The following is a 13,642-nucleotide window of genomic DNA, read 5'->3' as shown; positions in this document are numbered from 1 at the left end:
TGGCTTGACCCACTGCTGTCCGGTTTAAGTTGGATTGAGGTTTAAGGTCATCTGCCTTGTGTCAGTTTGCGGTGGCGGTTTGTGAATGTTCAGTGCGTTGATTGTGCGTCGATGCATGAGGTTGAGGCGCACGAGGCGTGCGAAGGCGAGTGGTTGCTTGACTGCTGTCTGGGTCGCCTGAGCGGCCCTGAGCAGGATATAGGCGATCAAGGCGATGAAGATCTGGATGCGTACGGCATTCTCGGACGTTCCGAGGAAATGCCGGATCTTCAGGTTCTGCTTGATCCACTTGAAGAACAGCTCGATTTGCCAGCGTTGTTTGTAGAGATCGGCGATTTCGTCGGCCGGTGCATCCAGGTCGTTGGTGACCAGCCGGATGGTTTTGCCAGTTGAGATCCGTACGGTGATCTCACGGACGGGATCGTCGAAGGGGTTGCGGCGCGACCGGGCCATGCGCTGGGGGAGCAATCCGATGCGGTCGGAAAGGATGTTGCCGCTTTCGGACACATCCCGTTCTGCGCAGACCTGAAGGTTTGTGTTGGTCTTCAACCGGGAAACGAACCTGCATCCATTCGCGTCGAGCTTCTTCCACCAGGCGTAATCATAATAGCCAAGGTCGAAAACGTAAGTCATCCCCGGCTCGATTGTCGTGTCCTTGGCAGGGATCACGTCGTGAACCTTCTGGCCGGTTACAGAGGTCTCCAGCGCGGTATCAGCATACGGATCGTAGGTGACATGCAGCTTGATGGCCCGATGGCCGCTCACTGTATCGGCCCAACCTGTTCCGGCCGACGACAACCGGATCCGCGTGGCATCGAGGATGCGCACGGCATCTGCCAGATGCCTGCGTGTTCGTCGGCTGGCGGCGGCTGCCATAAAAGAAAAGAGCTCGGCATAAAGTGCGGCCGGCCGCCGGGCATTGGCGTCGGCCAGCGTGGTTCGGGCCACGCAGCTCCCGCCCGCATGATAAAGCCGGGCGGATTGGCTCATCAGCCCCGTCTCAATCTCCCGCAAGCTCTGAGCGCCAGCGAGCTGACCGAACAACAACGCCAGAAACTGGGTCTTCGTTGTCAAACGGCGGACACGGTGATCCGCCTTGTGCTCATCCACAAGCCGATTGAACTCGCCCCAAGGAACATGCTTCAGCACTTGATGAAAAACGCTATTGTGATGGCGCATGGCATTGTTCCTCTGTTCGTGTCTCAAACGCGGCCAAACGTCTGAAACCGAGTAGAATCAATGTCATGCGCATAGTCCACTAAATTAAACCGGACAGTAGTGGGCTTGACCATGGCATCCATGCCGTTTCCTTGCTTTTTCACGAGGCAGGTGACACTGGCGAGATCACGGCATGGATTGCCGGATCAAGTCCGGCAATGACGGAGGAAGTTGGGGGACTAGGGGCGATCGACGCGAGATGGAAGCTGGTCTTGATCGATCGGCGCTAACTAACTCTCCACAGCGACCGCCGTCTGCGTCCCCGCCAGGATCGACGCCAGAGACTGTGTGTTGAGGCTGTCCAGGAACGCCTCGGCTGCGCGGGCCATGGCCCCTTTCAGCGCGCAGCGCGGCAGGAAGGCGCAGATTGCGTCACCGTCCGGTTTCAAACAGGCAACCACGCCGAGATCCGGCTCGATCAGGCGAACCACGTCGCCGAGCCTGATCTCGTCGGGTGCCTGTGCCAGGCGAATGCCGCCGCCGCGGCCACGTGTTGTTTCCAGGTAGCCGCCCTTGGCCAGATGGGCGACGATTTTCATGACATGGGATTTTGCCAGACCGAGCTGCGTCGCCAGCTTGTCGACGGTTTGCGGGTCGTCGGTCTGGCCTGTGGCCATCAAGATTCTCAAGGCAAAATCGCTGGCCTGACTGAGGCGCATGACAGCATCCCATAAAACATTCATCTCAGATGTTGATTTTAGCGAAAGCCTGTGGCATTTAAAAGATGCATCTTAAATGAATGTTTGGAGGCGGCCATGGAAGCCCGCGAAACGTCACAGCATCGCTACAAGCTGCAGCGGCGGGAAACGCCTGTCACGGGCGACCGGCTGCGGCGCTACGAGGAGGTCGACGAACAGGCGATCCACGTCATGGTGCATACGTTCTACGGCTGCATCCGTGAACATCCGCGTCTCGGGGAAATCTTCGGGCGGCGGCTCGCGGGCCGCTGGGAAGAACACCTGCCGAAGATGGAAGCCTTCTGGCAGTCGGTCCTGATGAAGAACGGCGCCTACAAGGGCAAGCCGGTACCGGCCCATCTGAAACAGAAGGAACTGGTCAGCGCCGACTATGCCGCCTGGCTGGGCGTGTTCCGCCCGGTCATTCGCGAATTGTTCGTGCCGGATCTTGCCGACGAGATCATCGCGGTCGCCGAGCGCATCGCGCAAAGCTTGTGGCTTGCCACTTTCGGCATGCCCGGAGCGACCCCGCCTGCCGAACTCGCCTCGAAGCCGTCTGACTGGAGCGGATCATGCTGGTAACGATTGTCCTCGTCGCGGAGGCCCTGGTGGCCGTCTGGTTCACCGTGTTCTCGCTCATGCTTCTGTCCATGTACCTGGACAGCCGGACCATGCCCCTGCCGAAGCTCGACCTCGCGGGCCGCACGCTGATCGGCAGCGCCAAGCTCGCCTTCGTCACCGGCATGGTGGCGCTCGCAGCGATGACCATTTTCGAAATCAATGCGATCAGCTGATCACGATACTCAAGGAACCCTGGACTATGTTCACACCCAACATGCTCAGCCGCGCATTGCCGATCCTGCTGATCTGGGTCGCCGCGCCCCTGCCGCTCTGGATCATGGTCGTGTTGATGATGCTTGTCTGATCAATGAAGGACTTGTGCTTGTCATGCTTGCGGGTAGTCTTTTCGTCTGAATCGGAAAGAGGGGATCAGGCGTGAACGAAGAAACACCGCAGGGCGAGCTGACATTGCGCACCATGGCCATGCCGGCCGACACCAACGCGTCCGGAGACATTTTCGGCGGCTGGGTGCTGTCGCAGATGGACCTTGCCGGGGGCATCGCCTCCGGCCAGCGCGCGGAAGGCCGTGTGGTGACCATCGCGGTCGACAAGATGAAGTTCATCCGCCCGGTCCATGTCGGCGACGTCCTGTGCGTCTATACCAGCGTCGGTCGCGTCGGCACGTCCTCGATGGAGATCAGGATCGAGGCCTGGGCGCTGCGCCACCGCTACGGCCACCGCGAAAAGGTCACCGAGGCGATCTTCACCATGGTCGCCGTCGACGACAGCGGCAAGCCGAGGCCCGTGCCCACGCAGCACTGAGGTGGCAACGCCAGGCCCCTGTCATCACAGCTTGGCCTCACCCAATGACGTCATCCTGAGGAGGACCGTCAGGTCCGTCTCGAAGGATCCGCCACTTGCTCCGGTATGTGCAGCCGCTCCTTCGAGACGCGCGCAAGCGCGCTCCTCAGGATGACGCCGAATGGTTGGTTGGTACCTGCAATTCGAGGGGCGAGCCTGCTTCGAAAACCCTATGAAAGCCGTCCCGTCCGTTGCCGGTTGAGGATGTCGGCGAACAGGTCCTCGTCGACGGCGCAGGTGCAGCCATTGGCCCACAGCTGCAACAGGCCCTTCAGCCGGTCGATCCTTGCCTGCGCGGACAAGGGGGCCTTGTGGCAGGGCAGGCCGCCCAGAATGCGCAGCGTGCGGATCCGGGACAGGACGCAGTCTTCCGCTGCTGCCCGCCAGACATCGTCATCTGCAATCTGCGACTGGACGGCCAGCCGGTTCTCGATCAGTTCTGCCGCGCGTCCGGCAAAAGGGTCCTGAGTCAATTAATCCTCCATCGGTTGCCCGAGGAGGACTGGCGCATTTGAGAAAACCGCTTGATTGCCGGAGTGCCCCAAAAGGATCGATCCGGCCGCATCCCTGTTGCGGAAACCACCTTGCCCGGTCGGCAGGTTGGCGAGGGCGCCAGCCCTTCTCTTGATGATGGCGCGCTTATGCCACGGCACATGGTGCTTGGCAAGTCCCCCGGCGCATGTCACATCTTCCCCAAACGCATGTTTGGAGACCTTCCTTGCTGGACAGATCCGCTCTGCATCACAGCCGTCCGCTTGTGCCGGTTCTGCTGGCCTTTTGCGCCTGTTTTGTCGATGTCGTCTGCATTCTAGGACTGTTCCATACCTTCACCGCCTTTATCACCGGCACCCTGGTCGTCCTGTGCACCGAAGTCTTCCACAAGGGGGACAATGCCGCGCTGAAGGTGTTCGTTCTGGCAATGTTCTTTGTCTCCACCCTGTTCTGGTTCACTGCCGTGACCCGGCTAATCCGGGCGGGAAGGGTCACCGTCGGCCAGCTGTTTGCGCTCGAGGCGGCGCTGGTCGCCGCATTCATGCTGGTGGCGGGGCTCGGGGATCCTTCGGTGTCGGGCCCGCTGGGCGCCGTCACGCTTGTCGCCGTCGGCCTGTCGACAGTCGCCATGGCACTGCAGAACGTGATCATGCTGACCCTGCTGCACCGTCACGTGCCGACCACCATGATGACAGGCAACTCCCTCAAGCTGGTGCTCGGGATCGCCGACTATTTCCAGCATCCTGAAAACCGGGAGGACAGCCGTTCCAGGATCGTTCACCAGGCTCTTGTGATTGCGGCATTCGCAGCCGGCGGCCTGCTGGCCAGTCTGCTGATGACGCTCTTCGGGTTCTGGGCGCTGGCGGTGCCGGTCGCAGTTCTCCTGCTTCTGGCCGCGGTACAGCCGTCATCGGAAGGGGAATTGGCGGAAACAGGAGCTCAGGCGCGCCGGTCGTAGTCCACGCGGCCATCGACCAGATGAATGCGCCGCTGCATCCTGGCCGCCAGGTCCAGGTCGTGGGTGACGGCAATAACCGTCGTCCGTTCCTTGTCGACGATCTTCTGAAGGCTCTCGAACACCTGTTCGGTGGCGGCGGAATCCAGGCTGCCGGTCGGTTCGTCCGCCAGGATCAGGTCGGGTGAATTCGCCAGGGCCCGGGCCACCGCGACGCGCTGGCGCTGGCCGCCCGACAGCTGTTCGGGTCGCCGGTGCAGGAACTCTTCCAGGCCGAGACCCGCCAGCAGTCCGGTGGCATGGTCCAGTTGCGCCTTGTGCGACAGCCTGCCAAGCCGCTGCATCGGGATCATGACATTGTCGAGGGCACTGAATTCCGGCAGCAGGAAGTGGAACTGGAAGACGAAGCCCAGTTTTTCGAGCCTGAGCTGGGCCATTTCGGCGGAGGTGAGATCATGGGTCGGCCGGCCGCCGATCCGCACTTCTCCGTCGGTCGGCCGGTCGAGCAGGCCGAGCAGGTAGAGCAGGGAAGACTTGCCGGATCCCGACGGGCCCGTAATCGCGACGAACTCGCTCTCGCCGACGCTGAACGTCACATCCTCGACCAGTGTCACCGGCACCACGGCGGGCAGGATGCGCGTAAGGCCGCTGACTTCCAGCAGCGGGGAGGACGGGGTCGCCTCCGGGGCCAGGCTCATGTCGCCCCCCGGATGATGTCGACCGGATTGAGCCGGGCGGCCTTGCGTGCCGGCAGCAATCCGGCAATGGCGGAGGAAAAAAGCGCCAGCAGGCAGGCTATGACATAGTGATAGAAGGCGAAATGGATCGGCAGGCGAGTCATCTCCACGTCGGTGGTCACCTCGAACTTGACCGTGGCGAGATAACTCGACAGGGCGAACCCGAGCGCGGACCCGGCGACGGCGCCGAGCACGCCGATCACGAGGCCTTCCAGCACGAAGATCCGCTGGATGTCGCCTTCCGGAAAGCCGAGCGATTTCAGGATGGCGATGTCCCTGGCCTTTTCGTGCACGATCGTGGAGACGATGTTGTAGATGCCGAAGCCCGCGACGACCAGAATGGCGCCGACCACGGTGTACATGATCACATTGCGCACGAAGAAGGCCTCCATCAGGCCCTCGTTGGCTTCTTCCCAAGACACCGCCTTGTAGCCGAGCTGCCGTTCCGCGCGGGCCGCGACCTCGTTGGCGTCCTTGATCCGGTTCAGGTGGATGGAGATGGAATTGATGATGTCCGGTTTTTCCAGAAGGATCTGGACCGCCTTGAGGGGCGCATAGGCGAGGCCCTCGTCGCTGGTGGTGATGCCGGTGTGAAACAGTCCGACAATCTTGAAGCGCTTGGCGACGCCGTTGGCCGAGGTCAGCGTGACCGTGTCTCCAAGCTCCGCGCCCAGCCGGTTGGCCGCCTTGTCGCCGATCACAAGGCCGTTCGCGGTGGTGTCCAGATCTTCGAAGGAGCCCTGACGCATGTCCTCGCTGATCTTGGAGACGGCCAGTTCCCGTCGAGGAACCACGCCGATCAGCGTCAGTCCGATGTCCTGCCCGCTGTAGCGCAACACGGCCTGTCCGCTCAGCCGCGGAGCCATCGTGCCGTTCACCCAGTCGCGCAGCGAGGCAAGGGCCTCGGTCGGGTTGCGGATGCCGCGCAGATCCTCCTTCGGCCGGAGTCCGTGAAAGGCCACGGCGTCATATTTGCGGCTGGCCGGCTGTTCCCGGGGCGCGCGCTGGTCGTCGAGGATCTCCACATGGGGAATGGCCTCGATCAGCGTTGCCATGAAATCGCGCTGCGAGCCTTCCATGAGGCTGGCCATGGCGACGGAAAAGCCGACGCCAAGCGCGACACCGAGCGTCGACACGACTGTTTGCCTCAGCCGGGTGCGCACATGGGTTGCCGCGATCCGAAGCAGGAGCATCATGGGCGATCCCCGGTGACCGGCTGAACCGTCTCTCCCTCGATGAGCTCCGCGTTGAACGGAAAGACGACCTTGGCATCAGCGTCCAATCCTCCCAGAACCTCGACGGCGCGGGTGCCGCGGATACCGATCTCGAGCGTGACGAGGCTGATCCGGTTGTCCTCGCCGACGCTCTGTACTTTCGAGCCGTCAAACGCGGCCAGGGGCAGCAACAGCGCGCCGGATTTTTCGCGGGTGACGATGTTGATTTCCGCCGTCATGCCGATCTGGAGCGGCGTCTTGTCCGGCAGGTCGAGATAGACCCGGTAATTCTTCAACACCGGATCGCCCTTGGGCGTGATCCGCGAGACCTCCGCCGTCAGGTCCCTGCCCGGAAAGGCATCCGCCTTGATCAGGGCGGTCTGTCCGCGCGCGACCTTCGGTATGTCCTCTTCGTTGACCTCGGCGACCAGCTGCAGCGGCGTCGGCTGGCCGATCCAGAACAGGATTTCGCCGGGCTCGGCGACTTCGCCGACCGATCCGTCCTGGCGCAGCACGACACCGTCCATCGGCGCGACGATGCGGTAGTCCCGCAGCCGTTCCTTCTGGGCGGCGATCATGGCGTTGACGCGGATGAGCTCGCTTTGCGCCTTGTCGTAGACCTGCTGGCTGACGACCCTGCGTTCCAGAAGCTGCTGGGCCCGTTCACGGTCGGACTGGGCCAGAACCTGCCGGGCTTCCAGCTCCGCCAGCGTCGCGCGGGCATCGCCGCTGTCGAGTTCCGCAAGCTGGTCGCCCTTGGTGACTTCCATGCCCTCGCAGTTGCACAGGGTCACGATCCGCTCGCGGATGATGCTGGTTACCTTGGCCCACCTGACCGGTTCCACCACGGCGGTTGCATAAACGACCTCGGCGGCCCGGCCCCTGTACGGGGCGACGACGTCGACCTTGCCGGGTCGGGCTGTCCACCAGGACCAGCCGCCAATGGCGGCGACCAGTACCAGCACCAGAACCAGATATTTCAACAACCGCATGATGCACCTTCATCGGACAGGGCTAAAGCTTAGCCTTTCAGGGAAGGGATTCCATGGCCTGGATCAAATCCGCAAAATTGCGAAGGGCAATAGCTCAGTAATGCGGCGGCTTTTCGTTCTGGTGGCCGGGCAGGACGTTTTCCATCAGCTCTTCGACCTGGTCCGTCATGTTGGCGAGCAAGCGGGTCATCCGTTCAATCTGGCGGCCCTGTTCCACGACCACGGTATTGAGGTCCTCGATCGTGTTGGTGGCGTGCGCGAGATCGATTTCGAGTTTCTCCAGACGGGCTTCGGTATCGTCTGCCATGCTGGTCTCCTGGAACCCGGCGAGAAGTTGATTGTGAAGAGCGCACATATAGGCGGGTTCATGCGAAAGCACAATTCCGCGTGACCATGCTGTCCGTGGCTTTCAATGGGCGTGGCGCATCGCTAGTGTCTCCGGAAAATTGACAGGTTCATTTATCCCGACCGGAGACCGTTTCATGTCCAGCCTGACCGATTTCGACATCACCCGGAAATGGCCACCACGCCATCCGGACCGGATCCAGCTCTATTCCCTGCCGACGCCGAACGGCATCAAGGTCTCCGCCATGCTGGAGGAAACCGGACTGCCCTACGAGGCGCACAAGGTCGATTTCGGAACGAACGACCAGATGAGCGAGGAATTCCTGTCGCTCAATCCCAACAACAAGATCCCGGCGATCATCGATCCGTACGGTCCGGACGGCAAGCCGCTGCCGCTCTGGGAGACCGGGGCGATCCTGATCTATCTTGCGGAGAAATCCGGCAGTTTCCTGCCTGCGGATCCGGCCGCGAAACACCAGGCCATCCAGTGGCTGATGTGGCAGATGGGCGGGTTTGGGCCGATGACCGGCCAGCTCGGTTTCTTTCACAAGTTCGCGGGCAGGGAATATGAGGACCGCCGTCCGTTCGAGCGCTACCGCGACGAGGTCAAGCGCCTGCTCGGTGTGCTCGACCGCCAACTGGAGGGACGCGAATTCATCCTTGGAGCAGACTATACCATTGCCGACATGGCCTGCTGGCCCTGGGCGCGCAACATCAATGGCTTTTACGAGGCCGGCGAAGTCACCGGGTATCAGGGCTACACCAACGTGGTGCGCTGGGTCGAGACCTGCCTGGCCCGTCCGGCCAGCCAGAAGGCGATCAACATTCCACCGCGCGATTGAGCAGGAGGCTGCTTAGCCGAAACAGTCGTGGCTCCAGACGTGCCGGGTCTCCACTTCCTTCGGCTGACCCGGCGGCTGCGAGACCTCGATCTGGAAATAGATGACGAAGGTGGCAAGCGCCGGCATGTCCGGATGGGCTTCGGGCCAGCGCCGGCACAGGTAGCGGGCATAGTTCAGCGCCAGCGTCTGCGGGCGGTCTTCGTAGCTTTGGTCTTCCAGTTGCGACAGGAACTTCCGCCAACGGTAATTGGCGTATTCCGCGGAGACGACCTCGGGCTTGTCGAAATCCGCCAGGCCCGGACGGTCGTGATAGACATCCACGACCGAGCCGTCGGTCAATTCGCCCTCGATCACCGGCCAGGGGCTGGTCATCTCGGGATAGGGGGCGAACATGGTCCAGTTCTGGTAAAGGCCAAGGGCCTGGCGCACCATCCGGAAAGCATCCGGCAAGGGAGACAGGCCGCTCCACGGCAGCGTGGAGACGTTCTGCACCGTGATGAAGACCAGGAACAGGCCGGCAAGGCCCTGGGTCACCGCGCCAAAGCGCGCCGGGGTCTCGCGCCAGGCGAGCCAGCGGGCAGAAAACCGCGAGAAGGCACCCCGGTTTCGGCCGACCCAGGCATAGAAACGGGCTCCGGGTTTCCGGAACAGGCCGCGCCGCATCAGCCAGCCGAGCGGAAAGAATACCGGCGACAGGCTGACCAGCCTGGCGAGGGCATCGAACTCGTAGGTCCGGTCGTTGCCGAAGGTCACGATCCAGGAATTGCGCTGTTCAAGATCCGGACCGAGCTCGGGATCGTCCTGCGCGGGCCGGACGGGCGTGTCGCCCAGGAACAGGAACACCCGTAAGAGCCGGCAGGTCTTTTCGCAAAAGTCGCAGCCGCGATCGAACCAGATCGCAACCGGCGCGTTTGACCTCACAGGCAGCCAGGCGGCGAGCCTGTCCCACATCCAGCCGGGCATGAAGGTCAGGTTCATGATGATCGAGATGAACGGGAAAAAGCCGATTTCCAGAAAGAACAGGAACGACAGGTGCATGGTCATGAAGGCCAGCATGACGACGGTGCGCAGTGTGCGGTGGAAGATGGGCGAGAAGATCAGGAACGGACCGATCAGTTCGAGCGCGTAGACGTAATAGGTCAGGCCGCTCATGAGATCGTCGAATTGCCGGAACCAGAGCGCAAACGGCGTCACCAGGTAGTCGAGCTGCAAGGCATAGTGGACGGCCGTGCCGTCCTCGTACCAGATCGGATGGGTCTTCAGGAGCGCGCTGAAGAAGTACATCGACATGCCCTGAAGCAGCAGGGCGGCTGTCGCGAGCGTGCAGTAGGCATTGGTCGTGACGCGCTCTGCCCGCTCAAGAGCCGCATCGACGGAGTAACGTGCGCCGAGCGGCAGGAACATGGCCCAGAACAGCAGCAGCACGGACAGATTGTCTTCACCCGACAGGATATACGTGTTGCGGTTCTGCAGTGACAGCATGAGTGCCCAGCAAAGCACCGTCATCAAACGGGTGCGCCAGCCCAGCAACAGGCCGAGCGCCGCGAAACCGGCGATCGTGAACAGAAGCGCCTGGAACCACGCGGCGCCGTTGGCAAGATGCAACGACCAGGTGGTGACGTAGAGATGATCGATCTGGACGGACCGGGGCATGATCCCGGCATCGGTGTAATGGGCCGCCAGATCGCCGGTGCGCATCACCAGATCGATGAGGATATAGACGCCCAGCAGCACCCGGAACAGCGCCAGCGTGCGCAGGTCGATCCCGAAGATCGTTCGTATCGAGGCCAGTTTGATGGTCACCACCGTCACCGCTGTCCCTGTGAGAGGTTCGCTAAGCAAAACTCTGATCAGGGGTCAGGATAGCCACACATGGTTAATTTTTCGGAGAAAACACAACTCACGCAAATGGCCGCAGTGGCAATCGCGCCTCAGCACCCACCTTCCTTCAAAAACGGCAGGAACCCGTCCAGAAACCGGGTCGTTGCCGGCATGAAATGGCTGCCGTGATGATACATCGGGTCGAGCGACGTGATCAGGAGCTTTCCGGGTGTCGACACCGTGTCTTCGTAGAAGATCGATCCGGTGTTACCGACATCGACCAGCGAGCGTGCATCGGCGGGAACCTGGAAATAGCCGTGATAGTGCCAGGTGACGTCGGCCAGCGACAGGTGGCTGAACAGGGGATGGTCGGGCGCGGCGATCTTCAGGCCGATCTCCTCGCCCTCCTTCCACCACCAGAAATTGGTCGGTGTGTCTGTCCAGTCGACATTTGGCAGCCAGGACGGGTGGCCGGTCGAACCCATGGCGACAACGGTCTTTCCCTTGCTCAGGAAATCCGCGATCCGGTCTTTGCACGGGCCGAGGACAGACGGGTCGGTCCGGCAGGAGACCAGCAGGATGTCGACATCGCAGAGGTCGGTTTGCGGCAGGTCGCGCGTGTAGATGATCCGGTCGAAGAAAGACCGGTAGCGCGGTTCGTAAATGGTGCGGTGATGATAATAGGTTCCGGCGTCCAGAACGGCGAGCTGGGGCATGGTCACGTCTTCCTTCCGGCGGCCCAGGCACAGAGTTGCGGCGGGATGCGGGCCGTCGTGTCGGCTGAGCCGACATACATCCACAGGTCATTGCCCGCATGCATCAGGATCCGGCCGCCGCGCGGGCGCTCGTAGACCCAGTCGCAGGGCAGGCGTCGCGGCCCGACCCCGTGCAGCACGGTCGCCCCCTCCGGCGGAGGGTTGCAGCCGCGGGCATAGAAGCCGGCAACGCCGCGGCGGTAGGTCAGGTGTTCGGTCGAGACACCTTCAAAGACAGGGTGCTCCGTGACGCGGTGGATCTGCAGGGCGTCCACGTTGAACCGGTCCAGTGGCTGAAACGGCTCGAACTCCGGCAGCATGGGCCAGGCGACATGGCCGTTGAAGACCAGCGTGCCGCCGCCGTCCAGAAACCGTTCGATCTTTTCGCTCAGGCCGCCGAAAAACCTTTGGTCCAGGTGAGCCGGCAGCAGCAAGGCGCGGTAGGCCGAAAGATCGACGGCTTCGAGTGCGTAGTGATCGATCTCGTCGATGTCGGATACAAAGTCGCCGACATCGGGAAGATCGTTGCCGGCACCCTTGATCGGCTTGAGGAACAGGCAGGAGGCCATGTCGTGCTCCGTGAATATGGCGAGGTGCCCGGCGGTATAACGGCCGGGCACCTTCCTGGCTTACTGTTTGGAAACGGCCTTGAAATTGTAGAAGAACCCGGACGGGTGAACCTTGTATCCGGTGACGTCCCTCGCCGAAGCAGCCACGTAGATCTTGTGCACGAGCGGCAGGATCGGGGCGTCTTCCTGCAGGATCTCCTGGGCCTTGGCATAGGTTTCCAGCGCTTCCGGCCCGGCATCCAGCGTGCGGCCCTTGTCGACAAGGGCATCAAACGCGGCGTTGGACCAGTTCTGGTAGTTGAGGCCGGCCCGGGAGTGGAACTGGGATTTCAGGTGCAGGTCCGGATGGCCGGTCATTTCCGGGGTCCAGAAGACAACCGACACGTCGTAGTCACCCTGTTTGACAAGGTCGAGCATGCCGGCCCAGGTGAACAGCTCGACATCGGTTGCCACGCCCTGCTGCTCCAGCAGCGCTGCGAGGGTCTCGGTGATCGCGGACATTTCGGCGCGGCTGGAATAGCTCAGGATGCGCAGCGTCAGCGGTTCGCCGTCCTTGGTCCAGGCGCCGTCGGTCTTTTCGTAGCCGGCTTCGCTCAGGAGCGTGGCGGCCCGGTCCGGGTCGAAGCTGTAGGCGTCGATTTCCGGAGCCGCCCAGGGGAATTCCGGCGGGAAGAAGGTCCAGGCCGGCTTGCCGATGCCGTCGAGAGCACCCTTGACGAGTATGTCGCGGTCGACGAGCAGGTTGATCGCCTGACGGAGTTTCGGATCCTTGAGCACGCTTGTTTCACCGGCATTGAAGGCGCCGTAGTAAAGACCGGCGCTCGGGTCCATGTGAACGGTGAAGTTCTCGTCCGCCTTCATACGCGCAACGTCGGACGGCAGCAGGTGGACGACAAAATCGACTTCACCTGTTTCGAGCGCGAGTGCGCGGGCGTTGTGGTCCGGGATATAGCGATAGGTGATCTGCTCCAGTGCCGGGGCGTCACCCCAATAGGCGTCGTTGCGGCTCACAACCGTGCGATCCTGTTTCGAATAGGAGCCGAACACCCAGGGGCCGGTGCCGACCGGCTTGACGAATTCGCCGTCGGCGTCGAAGGAGGCGGCGCCATAGATACCCGTGATGGCGTCGGTCAGCTGGTTGGGCAGGGCGGCGAACGGTTCGTTGGTCTCGATTTCAAGCTCGTGGCTGGAGACCGCACGCAGTTCCTTGATGTTCAGAAGGTCCGACGCGTAGGGCAGCAGCGCGATCACACGCTCCAGCGAGAACTTCGCGGCCTCCGCGTCAAAGCTGGCGCCGTCATGGAAGGTGACCCCCTCGCGCAGTTTGAAACGCCAGACGGTGGGGGAAACCCGCTCCCACGAAGTGGCCAGGCCCGGGACCAGTTCCATGTCGAAATCCAGCTTGACCAGCGTGTCGAGGATTTCGCTCTCGTTGAAGAATCGGCTGCGCCGCGGCTTCATGGACAAAGGCAGGGCTTCCCACATGGTTGCGACGGTGAGGGTCTTGTCGGCATCGGCCTGCGCGGGCGCAAGCGGCAGGGCCATCAGGGCGGTGGCGGCCATGGCGAAAGCGAGGCGCGGCAGGGTCTTGTGTTTGAACACG

The 13,642-nt window shown here is 62.2% G+C and carries 16 protein-coding genes and 1 riboswitch; of the genes, 5 read left to right on the top strand and 11 right to left on the bottom strand.

The window, feature by feature from the left end:
* Nucleotides 1-24: 24 nt before the first annotated feature.
* Nucleotides 25-1,179 carry an IS4 family transposase gene (locus O6760_RS01105; protein WP_269583651.1) on the bottom strand — a complete coding sequence of 385 codons (1,155 nt, stop codon included), beginning with the start codon at nucleotides 1,177-1,179 and terminating at the stop codon, nucleotides 25-27.
* Nucleotides 1,180-1,448: 269 nt separating this feature from the next.
* A complete protein-coding gene (locus tag O6760_RS01100; protein WP_269583650.1) occupies nucleotides 1,449-1,877 on the bottom strand; it encodes an RrF2 family transcriptional regulator in 429 nt (142 codons plus the stop codon).
* A gap of 96 nt (nucleotides 1,878-1,973) precedes the next feature.
* Here O6760_RS01100 and O6760_RS01095 point away from each other — a divergent pair, with 96 nt between their 5' ends.
* The 3 genes from O6760_RS01095 (at nucleotide 1,974) to O6760_RS01085 (ending at nucleotide 3,278) form a co-directional block, all read left to right on the top strand.
* The gene (locus O6760_RS01095) at nucleotides 1,974-2,477 is read left to right on the top strand and encodes a group III truncated hemoglobin (RefSeq protein ID WP_269583649.1); all 504 of its coding nucleotides are present in this window, start codon (nucleotides 1,974-1,976) and stop codon (nucleotides 2,475-2,477) included.
* Nucleotides 2,468-2,689, top strand: a complete 222-nt coding sequence (locus tag O6760_RS01090) for a hypothetical protein (protein WP_269583648.1) — start codon at nucleotides 2,468-2,470, stop codon at nucleotides 2,687-2,689. The genes O6760_RS01095 and O6760_RS01090 overlap by 10 nt, the downstream gene beginning before the upstream one ends.
* A 244-nt stretch (nucleotides 2,690-2,933) precedes the next feature.
* Nucleotides 2,934-3,278, top strand: a complete 345-nt coding sequence (locus O6760_RS01085) for an acyl-CoA thioesterase (RefSeq protein WP_269586195.1) — start codon at nucleotides 2,934-2,936, stop codon at nucleotides 3,276-3,278.
* Between the two features lie 209 nt (nucleotides 3,279-3,487).
* Here O6760_RS01085 and O6760_RS01080 read toward each other — a convergent pair whose 3' ends face one another.
* Nucleotides 3,488-3,790, bottom strand: coding sequence for a hypothetical protein (locus tag O6760_RS01080; RefSeq protein ID WP_269583647.1), 303 nt, complete (start codon nucleotides 3,788-3,790; stop codon nucleotides 3,488-3,490).
* A 41-nt stretch (nucleotides 3,791-3,831) separates the two neighbouring features.
* Nucleotides 3,832-3,953: riboswitch (SAM-I-IV-variant riboswitch) on the bottom strand.
* 82 nt (nucleotides 3,954-4,035) lie between these two features.
* Here O6760_RS01080 and O6760_RS01075 point away from each other — a divergent pair.
* On the top strand, nucleotides 4,036-4,767 hold the full coding sequence (locus O6760_RS01075) for a YoaK family protein (RefSeq protein WP_269583646.1): 732 nt from the start codon (nucleotides 4,036-4,038) through the stop codon (nucleotides 4,765-4,767).
* On the opposite strand, the gene O6760_RS01070 is transcribed toward O6760_RS01075, so the two are convergent.
* The 4 genes from O6760_RS01070 to O6760_RS01055 form a co-directional block, all read right to left on the bottom strand.
* A complete protein-coding gene (locus O6760_RS01070) occupies nucleotides 4,749-5,462 on the bottom strand; it encodes an ABC transporter ATP-binding protein (protein ID WP_269583645.1) in 714 nt (237 codons plus the stop codon). The genes O6760_RS01075 and O6760_RS01070 overlap by 19 nt on opposite strands.
* Complete coding sequence (locus O6760_RS01065) at nucleotides 5,459-6,697, bottom strand: ABC transporter permease (protein WP_269583644.1); 1,239 nt, start codon at nucleotides 6,695-6,697, stop codon at nucleotides 5,459-5,461. The genes O6760_RS01070 and O6760_RS01065 overlap by 4 nt, the downstream gene beginning before the upstream one ends.
* Entirely contained in the window at nucleotides 6,694-7,707 is a 1,014-nt protein-coding gene (locus O6760_RS01060; RefSeq protein WP_269583643.1) for an efflux RND transporter periplasmic adaptor subunit, read from the bottom strand. The genes O6760_RS01065 and O6760_RS01060 overlap by 4 nt, the downstream gene beginning before the upstream one ends.
* Nucleotides 7,708-7,801: 94 nt before the next feature.
* Complete coding sequence (locus O6760_RS01055) at nucleotides 7,802-8,014, bottom strand: SlyX family protein (RefSeq protein WP_269583642.1); 213 nt, start codon at nucleotides 8,012-8,014, stop codon at nucleotides 7,802-7,804.
* Between the two features lie 175 nt (nucleotides 8,015-8,189).
* On the opposite strand from O6760_RS01055, the gene O6760_RS01050 reads away from it, so the two are divergent.
* Nucleotides 8,190-8,894, top strand: a complete 705-nt coding sequence (locus O6760_RS01050; RefSeq protein WP_269583641.1) for a glutathione S-transferase C-terminal domain-containing protein — start codon at nucleotides 8,190-8,192, stop codon at nucleotides 8,892-8,894.
* A gap of 12 nt (nucleotides 8,895-8,906) precedes the next feature.
* Here O6760_RS01050 and O6760_RS01045 read toward each other — a convergent pair whose 3' ends face one another.
* The 4 genes from O6760_RS01045 to O6760_RS01030 all read right to left on the bottom strand — a co-directional run bounded on the left by O6760_RS01045 (nucleotide 8,907) and on the right by O6760_RS01030 (nucleotide 13,641).
* Nucleotides 8,907-10,697 (bottom strand): HTTM domain-containing protein, encoded by a 1,791-nt coding sequence (locus tag O6760_RS01045; protein ID WP_269583640.1) that lies wholly within the window; start codon nucleotides 10,695-10,697, stop codon nucleotides 8,907-8,909.
* A 128-nt stretch (nucleotides 10,698-10,825) separates the two neighbouring features.
* Entirely contained in the window at nucleotides 10,826-11,431 is a 606-nt protein-coding gene (locus O6760_RS01040) for a hypothetical protein (RefSeq protein WP_269586194.1), read from the bottom strand.
* A 2-nt stretch (nucleotides 11,432-11,433) separates the two neighbouring features.
* A complete protein-coding gene (locus O6760_RS01035; RefSeq protein WP_269583639.1) occupies nucleotides 11,434-12,039 on the bottom strand; it encodes a hypothetical protein in 606 nt (201 codons plus the stop codon).
* A 60-nt stretch (nucleotides 12,040-12,099) separates the two neighbouring features.
* Nucleotides 12,100-13,641: an ABC transporter substrate-binding protein gene (locus O6760_RS01030; protein ID WP_269583638.1), complete on the bottom strand. Its 1,542-nt coding sequence runs from the start codon at nucleotides 13,639-13,641 to the stop codon at nucleotides 12,100-12,102.
* Between the last annotated feature and the right edge of the window lies 1 nt (nucleotide 13,642).

Origin of the sequence: Roseibium sp. Sym1, from assembly GCF_027359675.1 — a bacterium.
Classification (GTDB): Bacteria; Pseudomonadota; Alphaproteobacteria; order Rhizobiales; family Stappiaceae; genus Roseibium.
This window is presented reverse-complemented; position numbering and strand designations above follow the sequence as displayed.

Coding starts and splice junctions, on each gene's coding strand:
- O6760_RS01105 (WP_269583651.1), bottom strand. CDS start 1,179: ATGCGCCATCACAATAGCGTTTTTCATCAAGTGCTGAAGCATGTTCCT.
- O6760_RS01100 (WP_269583650.1), bottom strand. CDS start 1,877: ATGCGCCTCAGTCAGGCCAGCGATTTTGCCTTGAGAATCTTGATGGCC.
- O6760_RS01095 (WP_269583649.1), top strand. CDS start 1,974: ATGGAAGCCCGCGAAACGTCACAGCATCGCTACAAGCTGCAGCGGCGG.
- O6760_RS01090 (WP_269583648.1), top strand. CDS start 2,468: ATGCTGGTAACGATTGTCCTCGTCGCGGAGGCCCTGGTGGCCGTCTGG.
- O6760_RS01085 (WP_269586195.1), top strand. CDS start 2,934: ATGGCCATGCCGGCCGACACCAACGCGTCCGGAGACATTTTCGGCGGC.
- O6760_RS01070 (WP_269583645.1), bottom strand. CDS start 5,462: ATGAGCCTGGCCCCGGAGGCGACCCCGTCCTCCCCGCTGCTGGAAGTC.
- O6760_RS01065 (WP_269583644.1), bottom strand. CDS start 6,697: ATGATGCTCCTGCTTCGGATCGCGGCAACCCATGTGCGCACCCGGCTG.
- O6760_RS01060 (WP_269583643.1), bottom strand. CDS start 7,707: ATGCGGTTGTTGAAATATCTGGTTCTGGTGCTGGTACTGGTCGCCGCC.
- O6760_RS01055 (WP_269583642.1), bottom strand. CDS start 8,014: ATGGCAGACGATACCGAAGCCCGTCTGGAGAAACTCGAAATCGATCTC.
- O6760_RS01050 (WP_269583641.1), top strand. CDS start 8,190: ATGTCCAGCCTGACCGATTTCGACATCACCCGGAAATGGCCACCACGC.
- O6760_RS01040 (WP_269586194.1), bottom strand. CDS start 11,431: ATGCCCCAGCTCGCCGTTCTGGACGCCGGAACCTATTATCATCACCGC.
- O6760_RS01035 (WP_269583639.1), bottom strand. CDS start 12,039: ATGGCCTCCTGCCTGTTCCTCAAGCCGATCAAGGGTGCCGGCAACGAT.